Origin of the sequence: Devosia sp. ZW T5_3, from assembly GCF_044987315.1 — a bacterium.
Lineage (GTDB): Bacteria > Pseudomonadota > Alphaproteobacteria > Rhizobiales > Devosiaceae > Devosia.
The window spans coordinates 135,420-156,782 of record NZ_JBJDRE010000014.1; the positions used below are offsets into that span (position 1 = coordinate 135,420).

The following is a 21,363-nucleotide window of genomic DNA, read 5'->3' on the forward strand; positions in this document are numbered from 1 at the left end:
ATGACCAAGCGCGCATTCACATTTCCCGGCCAGGGCAGCCAGGCTGTCGGCATGGGCAAGGATCTTGCAGCGGCCTATCCCGAGGCACGCGCCGTGTTTCAGGAAGTCGACGAGGCACTCAACCAGCGGCTGTCGGCCATCATGTTCGAAGGTCCCGACGATATCCTGCGCCTCACCGAGAATGCCCAGCCGGCTTTGATGGCGGTCAGCCTCGCGGTTATTCGCGTTCTTGAATCCAAGGGCATCAAGCTCGCCGATCACGCAGCCTATGTCGCCGGCCATTCGCTCGGCGAATATTCCGCGCTCTGCGCCGCCGGCACATTCTCTTTGTCCGATACCGCGCGCCTGCTCAAGACGCGTGGCCAGGCCATGCAGAAAGCCGTCCCGGTGGGTCATGGCGCCATGGCCGCATTGCTCGGCCTCGATTTCGAAACCGCTCGTGCCGTCGCTGAAGAAGCCGCCCAGGGCGAAGTCTGCGATCTCGCCAATGACAACGCCCCCGGCCAGGTCGTGGTCTCCGGCAATATCGCCGCTGTGGAACGCGCCGTGGAGATCGCCAAGGCCAAGGGCGCCAAGCGCGCTCTGCTGCTGCCCGTCAGCGCGCCCTTCCATTGTTCCTTGATGCAGCCGGCCGCCGAAGCCATGGAAATCGCCCTGGCGGAAGTAGAAATGCGCGCGCCCGTCGTGCCGGTGGTCGCCAATGTGCTGGCCGCCCCGATTTCCGATCCCGCCGAAATCCGCCGCCGTCTGGTTGAGCAGGTCACCGGCGACGTCAAATGGTCCGAAAGCGTCACCTGGCTCACCACCGAAGCCGGTGTGACCCACCTGCATGAACTGGGTACCGGCAAGGTCCTGACCGGCCTCGCCAAGCGCATCAATGCCGAGGCCGTCGCCAGCGCGATCGGCACTCCCGCCGATATCGATGCTTTCGTCGCCGAACTCACCGCCTAACCAACTTGATCGAGGTCTTGAAGCCCTTGAATCACTTTCTCCGTGGAGGAGACGTAAATGTTTGATTTGACTGGCAAACGTGCCCTGGTAACCGGCGCCAGCGGCGGCATAGGCCGCGAGATCGCCAAGGCCCTGGCCGAGGCCGGCGCCACCGTCGCCCTCAGCGGCACCCGCGTTGGCGCCCTCGAGGACGTGGCCAAGGAAATCGGCAAGGACAGCCCGATCCTGCCCTGCAATCTGTCCGAGCTTCATGACGTCGACAAGCTCGTGCCCGCCGCCGAGGCGGCCATGGGCGGCATCGATATCCTGGTCAACAATGCCGGCATGACGCGCGACAATCTCTTCATGCGCATGAAGAATGAGGAATGGGACGAGGTGCTGGCGGTCAATCTCACCGCCGCTTTCCACCTGACCCGTGCCGTGTTGCGCGGAATGATGAAGCAGCGCTATGGCCGCATCATCGGCATTTCCTCGGTCGTCGGCGTCATGGGCAATCCGGGGCAGGGCAATTACGCCGCCTCCAAGGCCGGCCTGATCGGCATGAACAAGGCGCTGGCCCACGAAGTCGCCTCGCGCGGTATCACCGTCAATTCCATCGCCCCCGGTTTCATCGCTTCGGCCATGACCGATGAGCTCAATGACAAGCAGCGCGACGCTATCCTGGGGACAATTCCTGCCGGCCGTTTGGGAACTGCACAGGAAATTGCGGGTTGTGCAGTCTTCCTTGCGAGCGACGCTGCGGCCTATGTCACGGGGCACACGTTGAACGTAAATGGTGGCATGGCGATGATCTGATCTGCGGAAAAGCCCGGTTTTAGGGGGGTGCGCCTTATGGCTAACCTCGAAAAAACGTGCTACCCCGCCCCGCGGTAACCTCTGCCGGTCCGTCTTGCGAGCGCCGGAAAGGCCGCTTACATTGCCTCTGTGCAGGCCAAAACCATGCTTGAAGATTTGGCATTGCGCCAATAAGAAGCGAAACGAAACGTCGATTTCTAAAAGGGAAGTCAAATATGAGCGATGTCGCTGATCGGGTCCGCAAGATCGTTGTGGAACACCTCAATGTGGATGCCGAGAAAGTGGTCGAAAAGGCCAGCTTCATCGACGATCTGGGCGCCGATTCGCTCGATCAGGTCGAGCTGGTGATGGCTTTCGAAGAAGAATTCTCGGTCGAGATTCCGGATGATGCCGCCGAGTCGATCCAGACTTTCGGTGATGCTGTTTCCTTCCTCACCAAGGCCGTCGGCTAAGCCTTAGGGCCAGCTGGGATAGGCAGGTAGAGTATGGAATTGCGCCGCGTCGTCGTTACCGGATTGGGCCTCGTTACGCCCCTCGGTTGCGGAGTTGAAGCCACCTGGGCCAATATTTTGGCCGGCAAAAGCGGCGCCAAGCGCATCGACGACTTCCGGGTCGACGATATCGCTTGCCAGATTGCCCACCGCTTGCCGCGCGGCGACTATGCCGACGGCAAGTACAATCCCGACGATTGGATGGACACCAAGGAGCAGCGCAAGGTCGACGATTTCATCGTCTACGCCATGGCCGCTGCAACCCAGGCCATCCAGGATGCGGGCGTCGAACCCAAGACCCAGGAAGATCAGGAACGCACCGGCGTCCTGATCGGCTCTGGCATCGGCGGGGTCGGAGGCATCTATGAAGCCTCCATCACGCTGCACGAAAAGGGCCCGCGCCGCATCAGCCCCTTCTTCATTCCGGGCCGACTGATCAACCTGGCGTCCGGCCAGGTGTCGATTCGCTTCGGTCTCAAGGGGCCGAACCATTCGGTGGTCACCGCCTGCTCGACTGGCGCCCACGCCATTGGCGATGCGGCCCGGCTGATTGCGCTGGGCGATGCCGACGTGATGGTTGCCGGTGGCACCGAAAGCTGCGTCAATCGCCTTGCCATGGCCGGCTTTGCCGCCTGCCGTGCGCTCTCCACCAATTTCAACGACGATCCGACCGCTGCCTCGCGCCCCTATGATCGGGATCGCGACGGCTTCGTTATGGGCGAAGGCGCCGGCATTGTCGTGCTCGAAGATTACGAGCGGGCCAAGGCCCGCGGCGCCAAGATCTATGGCGAAATCATCGGTTATGGCCTCTCGGGCGACGCCTATCACATCACCGCCCCCTCCGAGGACGGCGATGGCGGCTACCGCTGCATGCAGGCCGCCATCAAGCGCGCCGGCATCACGCCAGCTGAAATCGACTATATCAATGCCCACGGCACCTCGACGCCGCTTGGCGACGAGATCGAGCTTGGCTCGGTCACCCGCGTGCTGGGCGATGCCGCCTCTACCGTTGCCATGAGCTCCACCAAGTCGGCCGTCGGCCATTTGCTGGGGGCTGCCGGTTCGGTCGAAGCCATCTTCTCGCTGCTGGCCATGCGCGACAATATCGCGCCGCCCACCCTCAATCTCGACAATCCCTCGGTCGAAACGGTGATCAATCTTGTGCCCAAAAAGGCCTTCAAGAAAGAGATCAACGTGGCGCTGTCCAACTCCTTCGGGTTCGGCGGCACCAACGCGACCCTGGTGATGCGCAAGGTCCACTGACCTTCTCCGCCAACAAAAGCCGTTCACATCGCGGGCCAACCGTGGCGTGGGCTATTGCCTTTGCATGGCCGCATGCGAACAATGCGGCCAACAACGGGCCCAGCGTTTGGCGCCAAATCGATGACAAGACCCGTCGCATTCGCGTGCGAACGGGCTTCCAGGGTGATGCATCACGATGAATGAACGCAAGGCTAGGCGGCCGAAACGCCGCTCCAGCAACGGCTTCGTTGATATCCTCAATGGCTTTCTGACCCTGCTCGTGCTCGGCCTGCTGATTGCCGGCGGCGTTCTGCTCTACGGCGCCTCCCAGTTTTACGGCGATGGCCCACTCAAGGAAGAGACCACGTTCCGCGTCGAATCGGGCAGCGGCCTGGCCTCCACCGCCCAGCGCCTCGAAGAACAGGGCGTCATTTCCAACCGCTTCATCTTCCAGGCCGGTGGTCGGGCGCTGGAGCGTCAGGCCAATATCAAGGCTGGCGATTTCCGCATTCCCGCTGGCGCCAGCATGGCCGAAATCCTCAAGGAAATCACCGAGGGCAACCCGATCCGCTATGCGGTGACCATTCCCGAAGGCTGGACCTCCTGGGATGCCATTCAGCGCCTCAATGGCGACAGCAATCTGGTGGGCGAAGTCACCTCCCTGCCGGCCGAAGGCTCCATCCTGCCCGGCAGCTATGACTATATGCCCGGCGATACCCGCCAGTCCGTGCTCGACAAGATGCAAACGGCCATGACCACCGAATTGGCCGCCATCTGGGCCAGCCGTCAGGATGATCTGCCGCTGGAATCGCCCGAGCAGATGCTGGTTCTCGCCTCCATCGTCGAAAAAGAAACCGGCGTCGCCAGCGAGCGGCCGCAAGTTGCCGCCGTCTTCGTCAATCGCCTGCGCGAAAGCATGCGGCTGCAATCCGATCCGACCATCATCTATGGCATCACCAAGGGCCAATCCAATCTCGGCCGCGGCCTGCGCCGCTCCGAAATCGAGGCCCAGACGCCGTACAACACCTATCAGATCGATGGTCTGCCCCCGACGCCGATCGCCAATCCCGGTGTCGAAGCGCTCAAGGCCGTTGCCCACCCCGATAGCCACGATTATCTCTACTTCGTGGCCAAGGGTGCCACGCCCGCCGAAGGCCATGTGTTTGCCGAAACCTATGCCGAGCACCAGCAGAACGTCGCCCGCTATCGCGAGATTGCCCGCGCCGCTGCCGAACAAGCCGAAGCCGATGCCGAGGCTGCCCGGCAGGCACTGGAGGCTGAAGAAGCCGCCGGCGCACCAGCAACTCCGTGAGCCATTCGCTCGCCAGCATGACGGGCTATGCGCGTGCCGCCGGCACAGCGCCCGGCGCCGCCTTCACCTGCGAAGTCAAATCCGTCAACGGACGCGGCCTCGACATCCGCATGCGCCTGGCGCCCGGCTTCGACGCGCTTGAAAGCGATATCCGCCAGCTCATCGGCAAAACCCTGTCGCGCGGCTCGGTCACCTTTACCCTCAATGTCGAACGGGACGGGGCAGGGGGCGACCTGCTGGTCAATCAGCAGGCCCTTGCCACGGTGCTTGCCGCGCTCGCCGATCTCTCTGGCCGGGTCGATGCCGACCGGCCTCGCCTCGATGGCATTCTGGGCCTCAAGGGCGTCCTCGAACAACGCGACCGTCCCATGGGCCCCGCCGCTGAAGAAGCCCTCGCCGCGGCCATTCTCGAAAGCGTCGCCCAGGCCCTGGCCGATCTCGTCCTCGCCCGCCGCCAGGAAGGCACCCATATCGCCAGCGTGCTGTTCGAACGCCTCGACGAAATCGAAGCTTTGGTTGCCCGCGCCGACGCCCACCCCGCCCGCAGCCGCGACGCCATCCTGACCCGCCTGCGCCAGCAGCTTGCCGACCTCACCGCCGATATCGCCATTCCCGACGATCGCCTCGCCCAGGAAGCCCTGCTTCTGGCCACCAAGGCCGATATCCGCGAAGAACTCGACCGCCTCACCGCCCATATCGCCAGCGCCCGTCAATTGATCATTGCGGGTGGTCCAGCCGGGCGACGCCTCGATTTCCTAGCTCAGGAATTCAACCGCGAGGCCAATACGCTCTGCGCCAAAGCCAATGCCGTGGAGCTCACCGCGATCGGTCTTGACCTCAAGGCGGCGATCGATCAACTACGCGAGCAAGTGCAGAACATCGAATAGGAACTTGGCGATGGAATTTCAGCGCCGCGGCGTCATGCTGGTAATTGCGTCGCCGTCAGGCGCCGGTAAATCGTCCATTTCACGCGCCCTGTTCGGCGCCGATCCCAACATCAAGCTCTCCGTCTCGGTCACGACGCGCGCGCGCCGTACCGACGAGGTCGATGGCAAGCATTATCACTTCATCGACGTGCCCACCTTCAAGCGCATGCAGGCCGATGGCGAACTGCTGGAATCGGCCGAGGTGCACGGCAATTTCTATGGCACCCCGCGCGCCCATGTCGAAGAGCAACTGGCCGCCGGCAACGATATCCTCTTCGATATCGATTATCAGGGCACCCTCCAGCTCTACCGCAACAGCCGCAAGGACATGGTGACGGTCTTCATCCTGCCGCCCTCCATCAAGGAGCTGCGCGCCCGCCTCGAGCGCCGCGCTCAGGACAGTGTCGGTACCATCGAAAAGCGCCTCCAGAATGCCCGCGACGAGATGGATCACTTCCACGAATACGACTACGTCATCGTCAACGAAGATCTAGAAGCCTCTACCCAGCGCGTGCGCTCCATTCTCGTCTCCTCCCGTTTGGAACGCGACCGCCAGCTCAATTTGAGCAGCTTCGTCAAAGACTTGCAGAGCCAGATCGATTCTCTTTGAGAGAATGAACTGCCGGCGAGCAGATGAACGTTGCTCCACCCACGGTGTCATTCCCGCGAAAGCGGGAACCTCCGTTTAGCGGCGCAGGGACGTGAACAGAGGTTCCCGCAAAGATAGATGGTGGCGAGCATGAGCAACGGATTACCCTCCACCATCAAGCGCGGCACCCCAGCCTTCATCCGCGCCAATATCGCCTTCTTCCTCGCGGCCTTCGCCACCTTTGCCTCGCTCTATTCGGTCCAGCCCCTGCTGCCCATCTTCGCCGAGCAATTCGGCCTCGACGCCGGCGCCAGTTCCCTCGCGCTCTCGGTAACCACGGCAACCCTCGCCATCGCCCTGCTGCTCGCCAGCTGGGTCTCCGACCGTCTCGGCCGCCGCACGCTCATGGTCTGGGCCATCCTGCTCACCGCCGGTCTCGGCCTGCTCCTGCCGCTGGCGCCCAATTGGGCCGCCCTCATCGCCATCCGCACCCTGATCGGCCTGACGCTGTCCGGGCTCCCCGCCGTGGCCATGGTCTATCTGGCCGAAGAGATGGATCCCGGCGCCCTGGGCTTTTCCATGGGCCTCTATATCGGCGGCACCGCCATTGGCGGCATGGCCGGGCGGCTCGTATCCGGCATCCTCGCCGATTCCCTGGGCTGGCGGCCCGCCCTGGCCATTCTGGGCGCCGCCATTGCGGTCGCAGCCCTCGTCGTTGTGCTCCTGCTCCCCAAGCCGCACAATTCCGCCCGCAACCGCCTTTCCGTCCGGGACCTTACCCGGCTTATCGGGCTGCAATTTCGCGACAAGGGCCTGCCCTGGCTCTTCCTCTCGGCCTTCCTGCTGATGGGCTCCTTCGTCACGCTCTACAACTACGCCGGCTTCCGCCTCGCGCTGCCGCCATTCGCGCTGAGCCACACCGCCATCTCGGCCATTTTCGTGGTCTATCTGCTCGGCAGTTTCAGCTCCGCCTGGGCCGGCGGTCTGGCCCAACGCCTGGGCCGTCGCAAAGTGTTCTGGGCCATGGTGCTCACCATGGCCGTCGGCGTGTTCCTCACCATTGTGCCGTCCACGCCCGTCATCATTGCCGGGCTTGCCATCGCCACCATCGGCTATTTCGCGGCCCATGGCATAGCAAGCGCCTGGGTCGCCCGCCGCGCTGTGGTCGGCCGGGCGCAAGCCTCGGCCATCTATCTCTTCGCCTATTATCTGGGCTCGTCCGTGCTCGGCACGCTGGGCGGCTATGCCTGGGTCGCCTGGGGCTGGACCGGCGTCATGCTGGTCAGCGGCGGCGCCATCGTGGCCGCCATGCTGGTCGCCATCCGCCTCATGGCCCTGCCGCCATTACCGATAGCCGAAAAGCCCGCGGAGCCGCCCGCCGGGTTGTAACGCCTATTCCGTCAGCCGCGCGGCCGCAGCCCCGGCAGAGCCCGTGCCATTGCGAGAAACGTCTCGACCGCCAAGTCCTCGGCGCGCTCGTCGCCCTTTAGCCCAGCCGCTGCCAGCAAGCCTTCGACGGGTACGCCCAGCGACTTCAGGCTCTGGCGCACCATCTTGCGGCGCTGACCGAACGCGGCTTTGGTGACGTTTTCCAGGTCGCGCACGGTAACGGTTCCGTCCACTGCCTTGGGCTTGAGATGGACTACGGCTGAGGTGACATTCGGTTGCGGCGTAAACGCCTCGCGGCTGACATTAAACGCAATGCGGGCGTCGCTGCGCCAACCGGCCAAAACACCCAGTCGACCATAGGGGTCTTCGCTGGGACGCGCACAAATCCGCTCGGCCACCTCGCGCTGGAACATCAGCGTCAGGCTCTCGAAATAAGGCGGCCAGGGCTCGCTGGTCAGCCACCCGGTCAGCAGCGGCGTCGCGATATTATACGGCAGGTTAGCAATGATCCGCGTCGGCCCATCGGCCAGCAGCCGATAATCCATCTCCATGGCGTCGCCACCAATCACCGTCAGCCGGCCCGGATAGGCCTCGGCAATCTGCGCCAGTGCGGGCAGGGCGCGCGCGTCCCGCTCGATGGCAATGACTTCTCGGGCGCCCTCGGCCAGCAAGGCACGCGTCAACCCACCGGGGCCCGGACCCACCTCGATAACGCGCACGCCTTCCAGCGAACCGCCAACCCGGGCTATGCGCGCCGTAAGATTGAGATCGAGCAGGAAATTCTGCCCCAGTTCCTTCTTGGCACGCAGCCCATGCTCGGCAATGACTTCGCGCAGCGGCGGCAGATTGTCGATCTGGCTCATGCCGCCTGCGCCGTCATTGCGTCAGCCATGCGGATCGCCGCCAGAAAGCTCTTGTCCGAGCCCTTGCCAGTTCCTGCCAGGTCAAACGCCGTGCCATGGTCTGGCGACGTCCGCACGATGGGCAGGCCCAGCGTCACATTCACCGCATCCTCGAAGGCAACCGTCTTGATCGGGATCAGCGCCTGGTCGTGATACATGGCGAGAACCGCATCATAATTGGCCCAATGGGCGGGGTAAAACAGGGTATCGGCGGGCAGGGGCCCCACGGCGTCAATCAACTCGAACTGCAACTCAGCCACCGCCGGCCCGACGATTTCGAGATCCTCGCGCCCAATCGCCCCGCCTTCGCCCGCATGCGGATTAAGCCCCGCAATGGCGATCCGCGGATTGGCAATGCCAAAGCGCTGCTTGAGATCATGCGCCACGATCCGCCCCGTCTCGACAATCAATTCCTTGGTCAGCAAGCGGGGAACATCCTTGATCGGCACATGGATCGTCACCGGCACGGCCCGCAAACCGCCATGCGCCAGCATCATCACCGGTAGCTTGGGCACGCCACCGCCCGCACACAGCTCGGCCAGAAACTCGGTATGCCCGGGATGCTTGAACCCGGCATGATAAAGGCTGGCCTTGTTGATCGGCGCCGTTACCAGCCCGCGGCAGGTGCCAGCCAAAGTGGCCTCCACCGCATCCGCAATCGACTGGATAACCGCATGCGCGGCCAATGGACTGGCCTTGCCGGGATGGTCGGACACCAGTCCCTCAACCGGCACCACGGGCAGGGCGCCGGCAAACACCGCACCCGCCTCTGCCGCACTTGTCGCTACGATATCGAAGATCAGTCCCAGCCGCTGCGCGCGCGCCTTGAGAAATTCCACATGCCCGAAGACGCAGAACACCGGCAGGTTCAGTTCCACGCGGCGCGCATAGAGCGACAGGATGAGGTCCGGGCCAATGCCGGCCGGCTCGCCCATGCTGATGGCCAGCGGCTTGCTCATCATGCCCCCGTCGGTCGCCCGCTGCCCGTTTCCGGGCAGTGGCTTAGTTGTAGATGATCTTGGCGCGGCTGCGCAGGTCGGCCAGGTAATTGGTCGTCTGCTGCTGCAGGGCGCTGGTGCCGGCTTCGGCTTCGAGGTTGCCCTTGATGAAGGTCAGGTCTTCCGCCTGGGTCTTCTGGCAAACGGCGAGCATGGACACGCCGGTATCGACCACGCGCGGCTTGGTAATGCCGCCCACATTGAGGCCAGCCAATTCCTTGGCAATCGCCTCGGGCAACTGCGTGGCATGGCGGCGGCCGACATCGATCACTGCGGCATCGGTATAGGTCAGCGACAGCTGCACCGCGCTGTCGCAGCCGGCAAAGCTCGAACGGTAGCGGTTGGCCTGTGCCGTACGGCCGCCCGCGCCCTGGCCGCCGGGGGCCACGAAGATGATTTCCTTGAGGATGTAATCATAGGTCTGGAAAGCGGCGACCTGGCTTGCGGCTTTCTGGTCCAGCTCGAGATCGGAAATCTGCACCTGCGGCATGATCGCCTGCTCGCTCACCGCATTCCAGGCGATGGCGGCGCGCAGCCGGTCACGCAGTGTGTCGATGCCGACGCCGTTCTGCTGCAGCATCTGCACCAGCTTGTCCTGGCTGATCTTGATATTGCGCGACACCTGCTGCAGGCCTTCATCGATCTGCGCATTGGAAACGTTGATGCCGAGGCGCTTGGCCTCTTCCATCTGCAAGGCTTCGTCGATGAGCTGATCGGTCGCGCCCTTGCGGCCGGTCTTGTTGCCTTCCATGCTGAACAGGCGCAGCCGCTGATCGACCTGGGTGTCGGTGATCGGCGTGCCATTGACGGTCACTACAGTCGCGGCCAGGCTTGGCGCGGCCATGGCCACGGTCAAGACCAGGCCAACCATCGCTGCGGCCGCTGCGCGTCCAAAGTGTTGCAATGCCATCATCGTCTTCCGCCTGTCCAAGAATTCGTGCCCGCTCTCAATGCGGCGGGAAAAGCACGCTGTCAATTGCCCGATGATTGCGGCCAAAATCCGCAACACACGCTACTGTGTGGCGCCCATGACTCCCAGGTCGAGCCCGGCCGGCGTCTTCAGCCGGAAGCTGCCGGTAAAGCGCGTATCATCAGGGCTCGTATGCGTCGGTCCGGTGCGCGTCGCGGTCGCGCCGATCACCACATAGCCATCGTCATAGGTCAGGCCCGCGCCCACTTGCAGCCAGCTGCTATTGGTGATGTCCCAATAGGTATTGCCCGTGACGCGCCAATAATCCATCAGCGGCACGCCCAGCTCCAGCCCGATTTCCTGCTGGTCCTTGATCACACCAGCCGGCTCGTTGGCCGCGATGTAATTGTAGTCGACCGTCGCCGAATAGCCGGCATTGGAATAGGTCACGCCCAGCCCGGTGCGCGCCAGCAGCCAATCGTCAGTGTTTACCTGTACTTTGGCGCCGACCTTAAAGCCGGGCGAGAAGACGCCATAGGCGCCCAGCACGGCATAGGATGTCTCGTCTTCCAGCCCGCCGCCCACGCCGGTCTGCACCTGGTCCGGGGCCGCAAAGGCATTGGCGCCAGCCAGGTGGAACGATTGCCCGCCCAGCAGTTCGAGATAGGAACCATCCACGAAATTGGCCTGGTAGCGCCCGCCGATATTGGCGCGCAGGCCCGTCTCCTGCCGGTCGCTGCCGCTGAAGCGGTTATAGCTGAACAAATTTGTGTCATCGAAGACGAAGCTCTGCGCATCGTCATTGGTAACGCCAACTGCAGTAGTGTCCGATCCGCGATAGACCAATTGGCCAATCGGCTCGATCAGATGCACCGTCGAGCCATCGCTGGCCGCCATCGGGAACCGCACATCCATCGCCGCAATCGGCGTCGCGCTCCACAGCGTCGTTTCGCCCGGAGCGCCCGCGGCCCCACTGGTGCCATCGTAGTAAGCGACATCGGCCCGGCCACCCAGATAGGGCGTCGCCACAAATCCGCCCGCACCGATCCACTGGTTCTGCCAGCCGGCCTGGAACACAGCGTGGGTCTTGTCGCCAGAATAACCGAGGTCGTAGGGCACAGAGTTGGGCCCAATCAGGCGAGTGGGGACATCATCATCCCGCCGCACACCGAGCAGCCGCCCGCTGATTTCGAACCGCCCCATGCCGGGAGCCATTTCGATGAAATGCTCGAAGCGGGCATTGGGCAGCGCCTTGGCCTGCTGCCGCTGGCTATCCTCGGTCACGTCGCCCAGCACGTCAAACTGCTGCATCCGTAGGTCGATATAGGTGTCGGGCGTCAGATTGGTGGCATAGACCTCGTTGACCGACGATTTGGCCGTGGTCATCCGGTAGTCTTCGAGATAGGCCGCGTCGGTGAACTTGGTATAGGACCAGCCAACCGTCCAGTCGGCGATCGGGCGGAACTCGCCTGAGCTCTGCAATGCCCCCCGCCATTCCTCCTGCGCTTCAGAGAAGGTGAAAGCGCCGGGATTGAACTGGTACAGGCCCGACGCCTTGATGTTGAACGAGCCATTGTCGAAGCGCTGGATCCATTCCGCGCCCAGCAGGAAACCCTGACCGGTCAGCAGCGTCGGCGTCAGGATCACCTCGGTCCAGCGCGTGGAATAAACCGCCACCGGCACTTCGACCTTGAGGCCGATCTCTTCGCTATAGTCGAACGAAGGCGTACGGAGCCCCGCAACCGTCCCCGAACTGGTGTCAGGCAGCCAAAGATAAGGCAGCCAGGCCACCGGCACACCCAATATGGCAAGGCTTGGCTGTTCTAGTGCTAGCGAACCATCCGCCCGATTCTGCGTGACGCGGTTGGCATGCATCGACCAGCCAATGCGCCGGCCCTTGCCGTCCACGCATTCCCCGCAGGGCGCATAGGTGGCGTTGTTCAACACCGTCTGCAGCGCCCCCACGTAATCGGCGCTGTCCGCCGTGATCCGCGCGCCGTCATAGCTGGTAATGGTCAGCGCATTGAGCAGCGCCTGCTTCATCCCACCGGTCAGTTGCAGGTCGTTGGTTTCGGTCACATTGTTGGACGGGTCGCGGATCGTCACTGCGCCCACGAAATGCGCGTCGCTGGTCAGCCGGTTATACACCAAGTTCTGTCCGCTCAGCGTATAGCCGCCACGGGTCACCACCACATTGCCGCTGGCCGTGATGATATTGGTATTGCCGTCAAACGCCAGATTGTCGGCCTCGACGCCGGTGGGCGCACTCGGATCGATTGGCGCATTGAAGAAATCGGCGGGAAGCAGGCCCTGCGCCATCGCGCCGCCGCTAAGGGCAATGCCAAGCACCGCGCCGGCGGCCGCCTGGCGGAGTGACGATCGGATATATGCGCCCCAGCCCTTACTCACGTACGCCCGTCTTCCTTATGCAGCAGCACCGTCACGCCAATGACGATGGCTACGAACGCTGGTCCGACTGCGGCAAACGCGGGATCGAGAACGCCGGTCGACCCGGCCCGGTCGGCCATCTCGGTAATCACGAATACTACAAACCCAAGCACGATCCCGTAGAGAACCGCGGGACCAAAATTAGACGACCTTCGATAACCTGCGGTAAACGCAAAAGCAATGAACAGCGAGCCTGTTAACACCAGCGGCAGGGCGAGCAATTTGATCAGCCGCATAGATGCCGCGCTGCGGATTGCACTATCCGTCACGCCGGTTTGCAGCAGCCGCGCCAGCTCGAAAAACGTCATATCCTCGGTGGATGCCAGCCGCAGATTGATCTCGGCCGGCGTCGAGGTGGTGGGCAATGTGTAATTGTAAACCTCATGCGGCGGCGTGTCGGGATTGCGCACTGTGGCTGTCGGCAGCACCCAATAGCCGTTTTCCAGCCGCGCCTCGGGGGCCTCGATTCGATGGTCGGGGGCATTGCTGAGGTTGAACACCGTCACATTGCCCAATACCGAGCCGCCCGGCCGCATGTCGGTCGCCAGCATCACATAGCGCGTGTCCCCGGACCGCTGCTCGAGCCAGATTTCACCCGGCGTCAGCATCGAGGCTTCGCCCGGGGGCGTTGGATTGAGCTCGCGATTGATCTGCGTGCTGATCGTTTCTGCCCCCAGCGCGATCACGAAACTGATCAGCATCAGCGCAATCGTCGGCGCGCGCACGATCCGCCAGATCGATAGCCCGCTGCTCTTGATCACCGTCAGTTCATGCCGCGCCTTGAAGTCGATAAACCCCACAATGGCGCCCATCAGCACCGTCACCGGCAGCGTCTTGATGGTCCAACGCACCCCGCTCATGGCCACCATCAGGAAGGCCATGGCCATGCCCCGGCTTTCGGCCACGAAATTGAAGCGTCCGGTATCCAGCGATTCCACCAGCGTGATGATGCCGTAGAACACGAACACGGTCACCCCGATGCGGCTCGCCAGCCGCGACAGCACCAGCCAGTCGATCCGGGTCATACCGGCACCACGGCGCCGGGGTGGCGCGGTCGCGCCCGCATCAGCAGAATTGTGCCGCCCACCACCATCATCAGCAGCGCGCCGGTCGAGGACCCCAGCGGGCTATAGGCGCTGACGCCCAGCTCGACAAAGGCCAGCAGCATCACGACCACTTCCATCGGTAGCGAAAAGCGCGTTCGCCGCCCGCTGGGAAAGCCGCAGATCGCCAGCACCAGCATGCAGATACCGACCACCTTGAGCGCTTCGAACATGCGTTTGGACAGCTCCTTGACCAATTCCGGCGGCCATTCGCCGCTGGCCAGGGCCGCGCCCACCAGCGAGACGCTGTCGGTTTCGAGCAATGGGTCGGCTACGCCCGTCGTCTGCGACAGCCGCTCGACATTGAGGTCGTATCGGCTGAATGAAATTTCCGAGAATTGGCCGGTGCTCGAAGTATATTGCAGCGCCCCGTTATAGAGCTCGATGACATAACCCTGGCCATCGGTGGAAACGCGCGCGGTATCGGCCATATAGGTGTGGCGCATTTCCGGATCGCGCCGGTCATCGGCAAAGAATTCGGTGATTTCGCCATTGCCCGCCCGCCCGCCGATCAGCAGCAGCACGCCCGGCGTCACCTGGGTGAAGCGCTTGGGCTTGAGCGTCGTGCTGATCAGGTCGGCAGCCACGCTGGCCGAAAGAATGTTGAGCCGCTTATTGGCCATGGGCGCCAGAAAATTCGAGATCAGCAGCACCGCCACAACGCCGGCAATCGCCACCACGCCCGTCGCCCGCCACAGCGAGGGCAGGCCATAGCTGGTGTGGATGATGTGCAATTCACGGCTGGCCTGCAGCGCCAGCAGCGCCCGCGCCAAACCGATTCCCATGCAGACGTAAAAGAAGGTCAGCGCCAGCGGCGGCATGGTCAGCAGCGCCTGCAGCGCCAGCGTCACCAGCCCTTGCCCCTTCACCGACACCACATCGAACGAGCGCAGGCAATTGACCAGCCACAGCAGCACGCAGACCACGCCGAACAGGATCATCGCATCGATGACGAACAGGCGTGACAGATAGGCGGTTAGTCGCTTCATACGGCACCCATGGCGTCCACAAGCGCCGCTTTTATGTCCTGTTCAGGACCGTGTCGACACTGCGGCCTTTCCAATTTTCGCACAAGCTGGGGACAGAAGCCGCGCGCCTTTGCCTCGCCTGTGTTGCGGGATTGACGCGGCCTCCATTCCCCTCAATGCTTCGGAAAACATCTTCGCATGGCGCCCGCCATGTCTTGCAAGGCCGACCAATGTCCCAGAAATTTTCGATCCAAACGGCAGCCTTTGCCGGCGTTTCCGCACCCCTGACCATCATCTATGCCGCCGAAGGCGAAGCCCCCACCGGCGCCGGCGCCGCCATCTGGTCCGCCACTGGGCTCGATTGGCATTCAGTCAGCGCTTCCGCCGCCTTCAAGGGCAAGCAGGGCCAGGCGCTCGACATTATAGGGCAGGGGGCGGGCCGCCTGATCGTCCTGGGCAAGGGCAAGCCTGATGACAAGGCCCCCCTCAATGCCTGGACCGACCGCGGCGGCTCGCTCTTCGCCAAGATCACCGCCGCCCGCGCCGAGTCGGTCGCCGTCATCGTGGATGAACCCGGCGCCACCCCCGCCGCCATTGCCGAACTGGCCGCTGGCCTGCGCCTGCGCCACTACAAGTTCGACAAATACAAGACTGCGCGGCCCGACGAGCCGGCCGTCGACATCTCTATCACGCTGCATGTCGCCGACCCCGCCGCCGCCGATGCCGCCATTGCCGATCGCGGCGCCGTCGTCGAGGGCACGCTGCTCGCCCGCGACCTGATCAACGAGCCGGCGAACGTCCTGGGCCCGGTCGAATTCGCCGCCAAGGCCGCCGAATTGTCCGCCCTCGGCGTCGATGTCGAAATTCTCGAACCCGAACAGCTCGAAAAGCTCGGCATGGGCTCGCTGCTCTGCGTCGCCAAGGGCTCGGATCGTCCCGCCCGCCTCGTCGTCATGCAATGGCGTGGCGGCGATACGGGCGCTGCGCCGCTGGCTTTCGTCGGCAAGGGCGTGGTCTTTGACACTGGCGGCATTTCCATCAAGCCGGCCGCCTCCATGGAGGAAATGAAGGGCGATATGGGTGGCGCCGCCGCCGTCACCGGCCTCATGCGGGCGCTGGCCGGCCGCAAGGCGCCAGTTAACGCTGTCGGCGTTATCGGCCTCGTCGAAAACATGCCCTCGGGCAATGCTGTCCGCCCCGGCGATATCGTCACGGCCATGAGCGGCACCACCATCGAGGTGATCAACACCGACGCCGAAGGCCGCCTCGTGCTGGCCGACGCGCTCTGGTACACGCAGGACCGCTTCAAGCCCCGCTTCATGATCAACCTGGCGACCCTCACCGGCGCCATCATCGTCGCGCTCGGCCACGAACATGCGGGCCTCTTCTCCAACAATGACGAATTGGCCATCCAGCTGCTCAATGCCGGCCTCACCGCCAATGAAAAGCTCTGGCGCATGCCGCTCAGCCCCGCCTATGACAAGCTGGTCGAATCCAAATTCGCCGACATCCGCAATTCGGTCGGCCGTCCGGCGGGCTCGATCACGGCAGCCCAGTTCCTGCAGCGCTTCGTCAACAACGTCCCCTGGGCGCATCTCGACATCGCCGGCACCGCCTTCGGCGCCAGCGCGACGGAAATCAACACCTCCTGGTCGGCCGGTTTCGGCGTCGCCCTGCTCGATCGGCTAGTCAGGGACTATTACCAGGGCTAGGTTGAAGACAGCTGGAGAGCCTCGATCCGCCTCCCTCCCCCTTGAGGGGAGGGATTGAGGGTGGGGGTTCTGCACCCACAACAAACTCTATGCCGATGGGGAGTGCAGAACCCCCACCCTAGCCCTCCCCTCAAGGGGGAGGGGACCGGATCGTGGCTCTCTGGCCTATCTGCCCGACAATGGAGCATTGAGTGCCCGACGTTCTGTTCTACCACCTGGAAGCCCGCCCGCTCGAAGCGGTCATCCCGCTGCTGCTGGAAAAAACCCTGGAACGCGGCTGGCGTGCCGTAGTGGAAGTCGGCTCCACCGAGCGCGCCGAGGCGCTTGATGCACATCTGTGGACCTATCGCGAGGATAGTTTCCTCGCCCATGGCCTGGCGGGGGAGGAAACCGACAGCCTCCAGCCCATCCTCATCACCACCGGCCTCGACAATCCCAACGGCGCCGCCTGCCGCTTCTTCGTTGATCGCGCGGTGCCGCAATCGGCTGAAGGCTATGAGCGCATCGTCTATATGTTCTCCGGCCATGATCCCGATGCCGTGGCCGAAGCCCGCCTCGCCTGGAAGGCCCTGCGCGATGGCAACAGTGTGACCTATTGGCAGCAGGAAGCCAGCGGCCGCTGGGTCAAGAAGGCATGACGCCCGATCTTTCCACCCCCAGTCGCCACCAACTCCACGAAGACATTTTCGCCATTCTGATCGGCACCACGCTGGTCTCGCTCGGCATCGTGTTTTACGCGCAAGTCACCCTGATCACCGGCAGCACGGCCGGCATTGCCCTGCTGCTGCAATACGCCACCGGCATCCCCTTCGGCTGGCTGTTCTTTGCCATCAACCTGCCATTCTACGTGCTGGCCGTGCTCCGCATGGGCTGGCCTTTCGCCATCAAGACTTTTGTCAGCGTTGCCCTGGTCTCGTGGTTTTCCGTCCACTTCCCCGATTGGCTCGATATTTCCAGCATCCATCCGCTGTTTGCGGCTTTGGTCGGGGGCGGGCTGATCGGGCTGGGTATTCTCTCGCTGTTCCGCCACAAGGCCAGCGTGGGCGGCATCAACATCCTCGCCCTGTTCCTGCAGGAAAATTTCGGCATCCGCGCCGGCTATTTCCAGCTCGGCGTCGATACGGTGATCCTGCTGATCGCGTTTTTCGTGCTGCCGTTCGACCGGGTGCTCTATTCGGTCCTCGGCGCGCTGGTGCTCAACCTGATTGTCGCGCTCAATCACAAACCCGGCCGCTATGTCGGCTTCAGCTAGGAAGGCTTATCCTTGTCCTTCTGCCGGCTCTGCGGCGGCACATCCGCCTTCTGGGTAATGTCCTCCTGATAGAGGTCCATATAGTCCTGCATCAGCTCGTAGCAGAAGATGATCTCGACGGTTTCGGGGTCATAGAAGGCATTGGCCTCCCCGCAGCGCTTGGCATTGAACTGCACATTCTCGCGCAGATTGTAGCGATTGCGCAATTCATCGGCGACCTGGTCGAACACCCCGCTCGATTTGAACGCGGCCGCCGCATCCTTCAGCCGCCCACCCGCATCATGATAGGTCACCGTCACCTTGGTGCCCGTGCCATTCTTGTTGGCCCGCGTGCCCAGCAGGCCCTCAAAACTGCGCTTGACCAGTTCATAGTCGAAATAGCAGGTGTCGCGCCGGTCGCGATCCAGCGCGTAATCATTGGCGATCGGCTGGAATGCCTTGTCGTCGCTGCCCACCATCAGGCACACGATCTGATAGGCGCGCTGCTTGTCCAGCGTGTGGGCCGCGGCATAATCGCTCTCCACCCCGCCACTGTCATAAGCCACGCCCGACAGCACCCAGCCCTTGGCCGCGTCGGCCAGCGCCTGGTCGGCCTCGCGGGTCCGCTTGCTCAGCAAGGTCCAGGTGGCCATATTGTCGGCCGCATCCTCTTCCCGCCCCAGCACCGGCAGGTTGAGCTGGTCGACCAGCAGATGCGCGATTTCATGATACAGCACGAAAAGACTGTTATTGGCCGCGAAGCGCCGGATTTCGGCCCGTTCTTTCTTGCTCAGCTCCGCTGCCGCCGTCCCTTGCAGGGCCATCGCGCACAAACCGATCAAAAGAACGATGCCACGATAGAATGTGCGCATGACCAACTCTTCGGATTCTTCGTTGTGGCCAGCAGATTGCAAGGACGCTGCGCTGTCAACTCACGCTGACAAACGGGCTTAAAGAGCGTTTGAAACTTTCTTAATCGCTGCCCGGCGCCCAGGTCTTGTCAGCCAGCTCAAATCCGGAGAATTGGAACCCCGGCGCCACGGTGCAGCCCACCAGCGTCCAGTCTCCCGTGCTTTCCGCGGCCTGCCAGGCTTCACGCGGCACCACGATTTGCGGCCGCTGGCCACTATCGAGATCAGCGCCCAGCACCTGTTCGTCCACCGTCCGGCCATCGGAAATGCGCAGGCGCAGCGGCGCGCCGGCATAGAAATGCCACACTTCGACCGCGTCCACGCGATGCCAATGCGATTGGTCGCCCGCCTCGAGTAGATAATAGATCGCCGTGGATTTGGGCCGTCCGTCGGTGCTGGCATTGTCCTCGAATGTCCGCGCATACCAGCCGCCTTCGGGATGGCGTTCCATCCCGAGCGTGAAAATCACGTCCTTGGCGGCCAGTTTCCTCATGCGCGCTCGACACTCTCAAGTTCGGCGCTCAGCGCCAGCCATTTTTCTTCCGCAGCCTCGAGATCGGCGCTTAGACGCGCCTTGTCCTTGCCCAAAGCGATCAGGCGTTCGGGAGCGCCATTGTAGATTTTGGGATCGTCCAGCTGGGCGCCGATTTTGTCGATTTCCACCTTCAAACGGGCAATCTTGGTTTCCACATCCTTAATGCTCGCCTTGATCGGGGCGATTTCGGCCCGCTTGGCCGCGGCCTCCTGCTTGGACAGCTTGTTGCCGCCGCCCTTGCCACCGCCGCCGCCCTTGCTCTCCTTGTTGGAGGTGATCGAGCGCTGGTAGCTGTCCAGATCCTCATCCAGCTCGCGAATAGTGCCGCCTTCGGCGATCCACAGCGTATCGCAGGTCGCTTCGATCAGGTGGCGGTCGTGGCTGATGATCAGCACGGCGCCTTCATAATCGTTCAGCGCATGCACCAGGGCATCGCGGCTATCGATATCAAGGTGGTTGGTCGGCTCGTCGAGGATCATCATCCCCGGGCCGCCAAAGGTGATCAGGCCCATCAATAGCCGTGCGCGCTCGCCGCCCGAAAGGTTCTTGGCCAGCGTGTCCATGCGCGATTTGGTCAGGCCCATCTGGCTCAGGCGCGAACGGCGCCTGGCTTCGCTTTCGGTGGGCATCAGCTCCACGACATGCTCGAATGGCGTCCAGTCGGGCTTGAGCTTGTCCATCTGGTGCTGCGCAAAATGCGCGATTTCCAGCTTCTTGCCCTTCGCAAGCGTGCCGCCCGTCGGCTTGATGTCGCCGGCAAGGAGCTTTGCAAAAGTAGACTTGCCGTTACCATTCACCCCGATCAAGGCAATCCGATCCTCTGGGTCGATCCGCATGTTCACATTGCGCAGAATGGTCTTGTCGCCATAGCCTGTCGATACGCCATCTAGCGTAAGCATGGGCGTTGCCTGCTCGGCCTTGGGCTGCTGGAAGGTGAACGGCGCCGCATATTCGTCGAACATCGCCGCGGGCGGCCGCAGCTTCTCGATCATCTTCATGCGCGACTGCGCCTGCTTGGCCTTGGAGGCCTTGGCCTTGAAGCGGTCGACGAATTTCTGCAGATGCGCCACCTGGTCGAGCGCTTTTTCGCGGCCCTTGTTGTTCAGTTCCATCTGCATGCGGCGCGTGGTTTCGAACGTGTCGTAATTGCCTTTGTAAAAGGTCAGTTTCTTGTGTTCGAGATGGATGATCGAATTGACCGACTTGTTGAGCAGGTCTCGATCATGGCTGATCATGAAGACGGTATAGGGATAGGTGGCCAGATATTTTTCCAGCCACAACGTGCCTTCGAGATCCAGATAGTTGGTTGGCTCGTCCAGCAGCAGCAGGTCAGGCTGGGAAAACAGCACGCCGGCTAGCGCCACGCGCATGCGCCAGCCGCCCGACAGCTCATGCGTCGGCGCATTCTGGCGGTCCTGCTCAAAGCCCAGGCCCTTCAAAATCGATGATGCCCGCCCCTCCGCCGAATAGGCGTCGATATCGGCCAGCCGGGTGTAGATCTCGCTGATCCGGTCCGGGTCCGTCGCTGTCTCTGCTTCCGCCATCAGCGCGGTGCGCTCCTTGTCGGCCGCCATCACCACGTCCAGCACGCTTTCATTGCCGGCTGGCGCTTCCTGCGCCACCGCGCCAATGCGCGCCTTCTTGTTCAATTCGATATTGCCCGCATCGGCCGAGATATGGCCCTGCAGCAAGTGGAACAATGTGGTCTTGCCCGTGCCGTTCTTGCCGACAAACCCGGTCTTGGAGCCGGTGGGCAGCACCACCGAGGCATCCTCGAACAATTCGCGGCCCTGAATGCGGTAGGTGAGATTATTGATCGTGAGCATGACAACGGCAATCTAGTGAGGAGGGCAGGGGTCTGTGCGGCACATGCGGCGCCAATGCGGCAACGCCCCTGCGAAAAGGTGTTGGCTGCTGGATAAAGTTAAGAGCCTCTTATGGCAACCGCCA

General features: G+C 62.9%; 20 protein-coding genes. 11 read left to right on the top strand and 9 right to left on the bottom strand.

From position 1 onward, the window contains the following. The 8 genes from fabD (at nt 1) to ACI3KW_RS17570 (ending at nt 7,695) form a co-directional block, all read left to right on the top strand. Nucleotides 1-951 (top strand): ACP S-malonyltransferase, encoded by a 951-nt coding sequence (gene fabD, locus ACI3KW_RS17535; protein WP_113123162.1) that lies wholly within the window; start codon nt 1-3, stop codon nt 949-951. Between the two features lie 57 nt (nt 952-1,008). Then, nucleotides 1,009-1,746, top strand: a complete 738-nt coding sequence (gene fabG / locus ACI3KW_RS17540) for a 3-oxoacyl-[acyl-carrier-protein] reductase (protein WP_113123163.1) — start codon at nt 1,009-1,011, stop codon at nt 1,744-1,746. A gap of 215 nt (nt 1,747-1,961) precedes the next feature. Further along, nucleotides 1,962-2,198, top strand: a complete 237-nt coding sequence (locus tag ACI3KW_RS17545) for an acyl carrier protein (protein WP_035100440.1) — start codon at nt 1,962-1,964, stop codon at nt 2,196-2,198. A 39-nt stretch (nt 2,199-2,237) separates the two neighbouring features. Then, entirely contained in the window at nt 2,238-3,500 is a 1,263-nt protein-coding gene (gene fabF, locus ACI3KW_RS17550) for a beta-ketoacyl-ACP synthase II (protein WP_113123184.1), read from the top strand. A gap of 175 nt (nt 3,501-3,675) precedes the next feature. Continuing rightward, nucleotides 3,676-4,791 (top strand): endolytic transglycosylase MltG, encoded by a 1,116-nt coding sequence (mltG, locus tag ACI3KW_RS17555; RefSeq protein ID WP_404849166.1) that lies wholly within the window; start codon nt 3,676-3,678, stop codon nt 4,789-4,791. Then, nucleotides 4,788-5,678 (top strand): YicC/YloC family endoribonuclease, encoded by an 891-nt coding sequence (locus tag ACI3KW_RS17560; protein WP_404849167.1) that lies wholly within the window; start codon nt 4,788-4,790, stop codon nt 5,676-5,678. Before mltG ends, ACI3KW_RS17560 begins: the two co-directional genes overlap by 4 nt. Before the next feature lie 10 nt (nt 5,679-5,688). Continuing rightward, nucleotides 5,689-6,327, top strand: coding sequence for a guanylate kinase (gene gmk / locus ACI3KW_RS17565; protein ID WP_262168519.1), 639 nt, complete (start codon nt 5,689-5,691; stop codon nt 6,325-6,327). A gap of 129 nt (nt 6,328-6,456) precedes the next feature. Further along, entirely contained in the window at nt 6,457-7,695 is a 1,239-nt protein-coding gene (locus tag ACI3KW_RS17570; RefSeq protein ID WP_404849168.1) for an MFS transporter, read from the top strand. An 11-nt stretch (nt 7,696-7,706) separates the two neighbouring features. On the opposite strand, the gene rsmA is transcribed toward ACI3KW_RS17570, so the two are convergent. From rsmA to ACI3KW_RS17600, 6 genes are all read right to left on the bottom strand, one after another. Beyond that, nucleotides 7,707-8,558: a 16S rRNA (adenine(1518)-N(6)/adenine(1519)-N(6))-dimethyltransferase RsmA gene (gene rsmA, locus ACI3KW_RS17575; protein ID WP_404849169.1), complete on the bottom strand. Its 852-nt coding sequence runs from the start codon at nt 8,556-8,558 to the stop codon at nt 7,707-7,709. After that, nucleotides 8,555-9,556: a 4-hydroxythreonine-4-phosphate dehydrogenase PdxA gene (gene pdxA, locus ACI3KW_RS17580; RefSeq protein ID WP_404849170.1), complete on the bottom strand. Its 1,002-nt coding sequence runs from the start codon at nt 9,554-9,556 to the stop codon at nt 8,555-8,557. Before pdxA ends, rsmA begins: the two co-directional genes overlap by 4 nt. A 43-nt stretch (nt 9,557-9,599) precedes the next feature. After that, nucleotides 9,600-10,508 carry a SurA N-terminal domain-containing protein gene (locus tag ACI3KW_RS17585; protein WP_404849171.1) on the bottom strand — a complete coding sequence of 303 codons (909 nt, stop codon included), beginning with the start codon at nt 10,506-10,508 and terminating at the stop codon, nt 9,600-9,602. Nucleotides 10,509-10,607: 99 nt separating this feature from the next. Continuing rightward, nucleotides 10,608-12,914, bottom strand: coding sequence for an LPS-assembly protein LptD (locus ACI3KW_RS17590; protein WP_404849172.1), 2,307 nt, complete (start codon nt 12,912-12,914; stop codon nt 10,608-10,610). Next, a complete protein-coding gene (locus tag ACI3KW_RS17595; RefSeq protein WP_404849173.1) occupies nt 12,911-13,978 on the bottom strand; it encodes an LptF/LptG family permease in 1,068 nt (355 codons plus the stop codon). The genes ACI3KW_RS17590 and ACI3KW_RS17595 overlap by 4 nt, the downstream gene beginning before the upstream one ends. Then, complete coding sequence (locus ACI3KW_RS17600) at nt 13,975-15,045, bottom strand: LptF/LptG family permease (RefSeq protein ID WP_404849174.1); 1,071 nt, start codon at nt 15,043-15,045, stop codon at nt 13,975-13,977. The genes ACI3KW_RS17595 and ACI3KW_RS17600 overlap by 4 nt, the downstream gene beginning before the upstream one ends. Before the next feature lie 209 nt (nt 15,046-15,254). On the opposite strand from ACI3KW_RS17600, the gene ACI3KW_RS17605 reads away from it, so the two are divergent. The 3 genes from ACI3KW_RS17605 (at nt 15,255) to ACI3KW_RS17615 (ending at nt 17,988) form a co-directional block, all read left to right on the top strand. Then, nucleotides 15,255-16,736 (top strand): leucyl aminopeptidase, encoded by a 1,482-nt coding sequence (locus ACI3KW_RS17605; RefSeq protein ID WP_404849175.1) that lies wholly within the window; start codon nt 15,255-15,257, stop codon nt 16,734-16,736. Nucleotides 16,737-16,927: 191 nt separating this feature from the next. Beyond that, the gene (locus ACI3KW_RS17610) at nt 16,928-17,374 is read left to right on the top strand and encodes a DNA polymerase III subunit chi (RefSeq protein ID WP_404849176.1); all 447 of its coding nucleotides are present in this window, start codon (nt 16,928-16,930) and stop codon (nt 17,372-17,374) included. Beyond that, nucleotides 17,371-17,988 (top strand): YitT family protein, encoded by a 618-nt coding sequence (locus ACI3KW_RS17615; protein ID WP_404849177.1) that lies wholly within the window; start codon nt 17,371-17,373, stop codon nt 17,986-17,988. Before ACI3KW_RS17610 ends, ACI3KW_RS17615 begins: the two co-directional genes overlap by 4 nt. Here the strand turns inward: ACI3KW_RS17615 and ACI3KW_RS17620 are convergent. The 3 genes from ACI3KW_RS17620 to ACI3KW_RS17630 form a co-directional block, all read right to left on the bottom strand. Further along, nucleotides 17,985-18,839, bottom strand: coding sequence for a DUF4344 domain-containing metallopeptidase (locus ACI3KW_RS17620; RefSeq protein ID WP_162740412.1), 855 nt, complete (start codon nt 18,837-18,839; stop codon nt 17,985-17,987). The genes ACI3KW_RS17615 and ACI3KW_RS17620 overlap by 4 nt on opposite strands. A gap of 100 nt (nt 18,840-18,939) precedes the next feature. Then, nucleotides 18,940-19,371, bottom strand: a complete 432-nt coding sequence (locus ACI3KW_RS17625; RefSeq protein ID WP_404849178.1) for a cupin domain-containing protein — start codon at nt 19,369-19,371, stop codon at nt 18,940-18,942. Continuing rightward, a complete protein-coding gene (locus ACI3KW_RS17630; RefSeq protein WP_404849179.1) occupies nt 19,368-21,239 on the bottom strand; it encodes an ABC-F family ATP-binding cassette domain-containing protein in 1,872 nt (623 codons plus the stop codon). The genes ACI3KW_RS17625 and ACI3KW_RS17630 overlap by 4 nt, the downstream gene beginning before the upstream one ends. Nucleotides 21,240-21,363 lie beyond the last annotated feature (124 nt).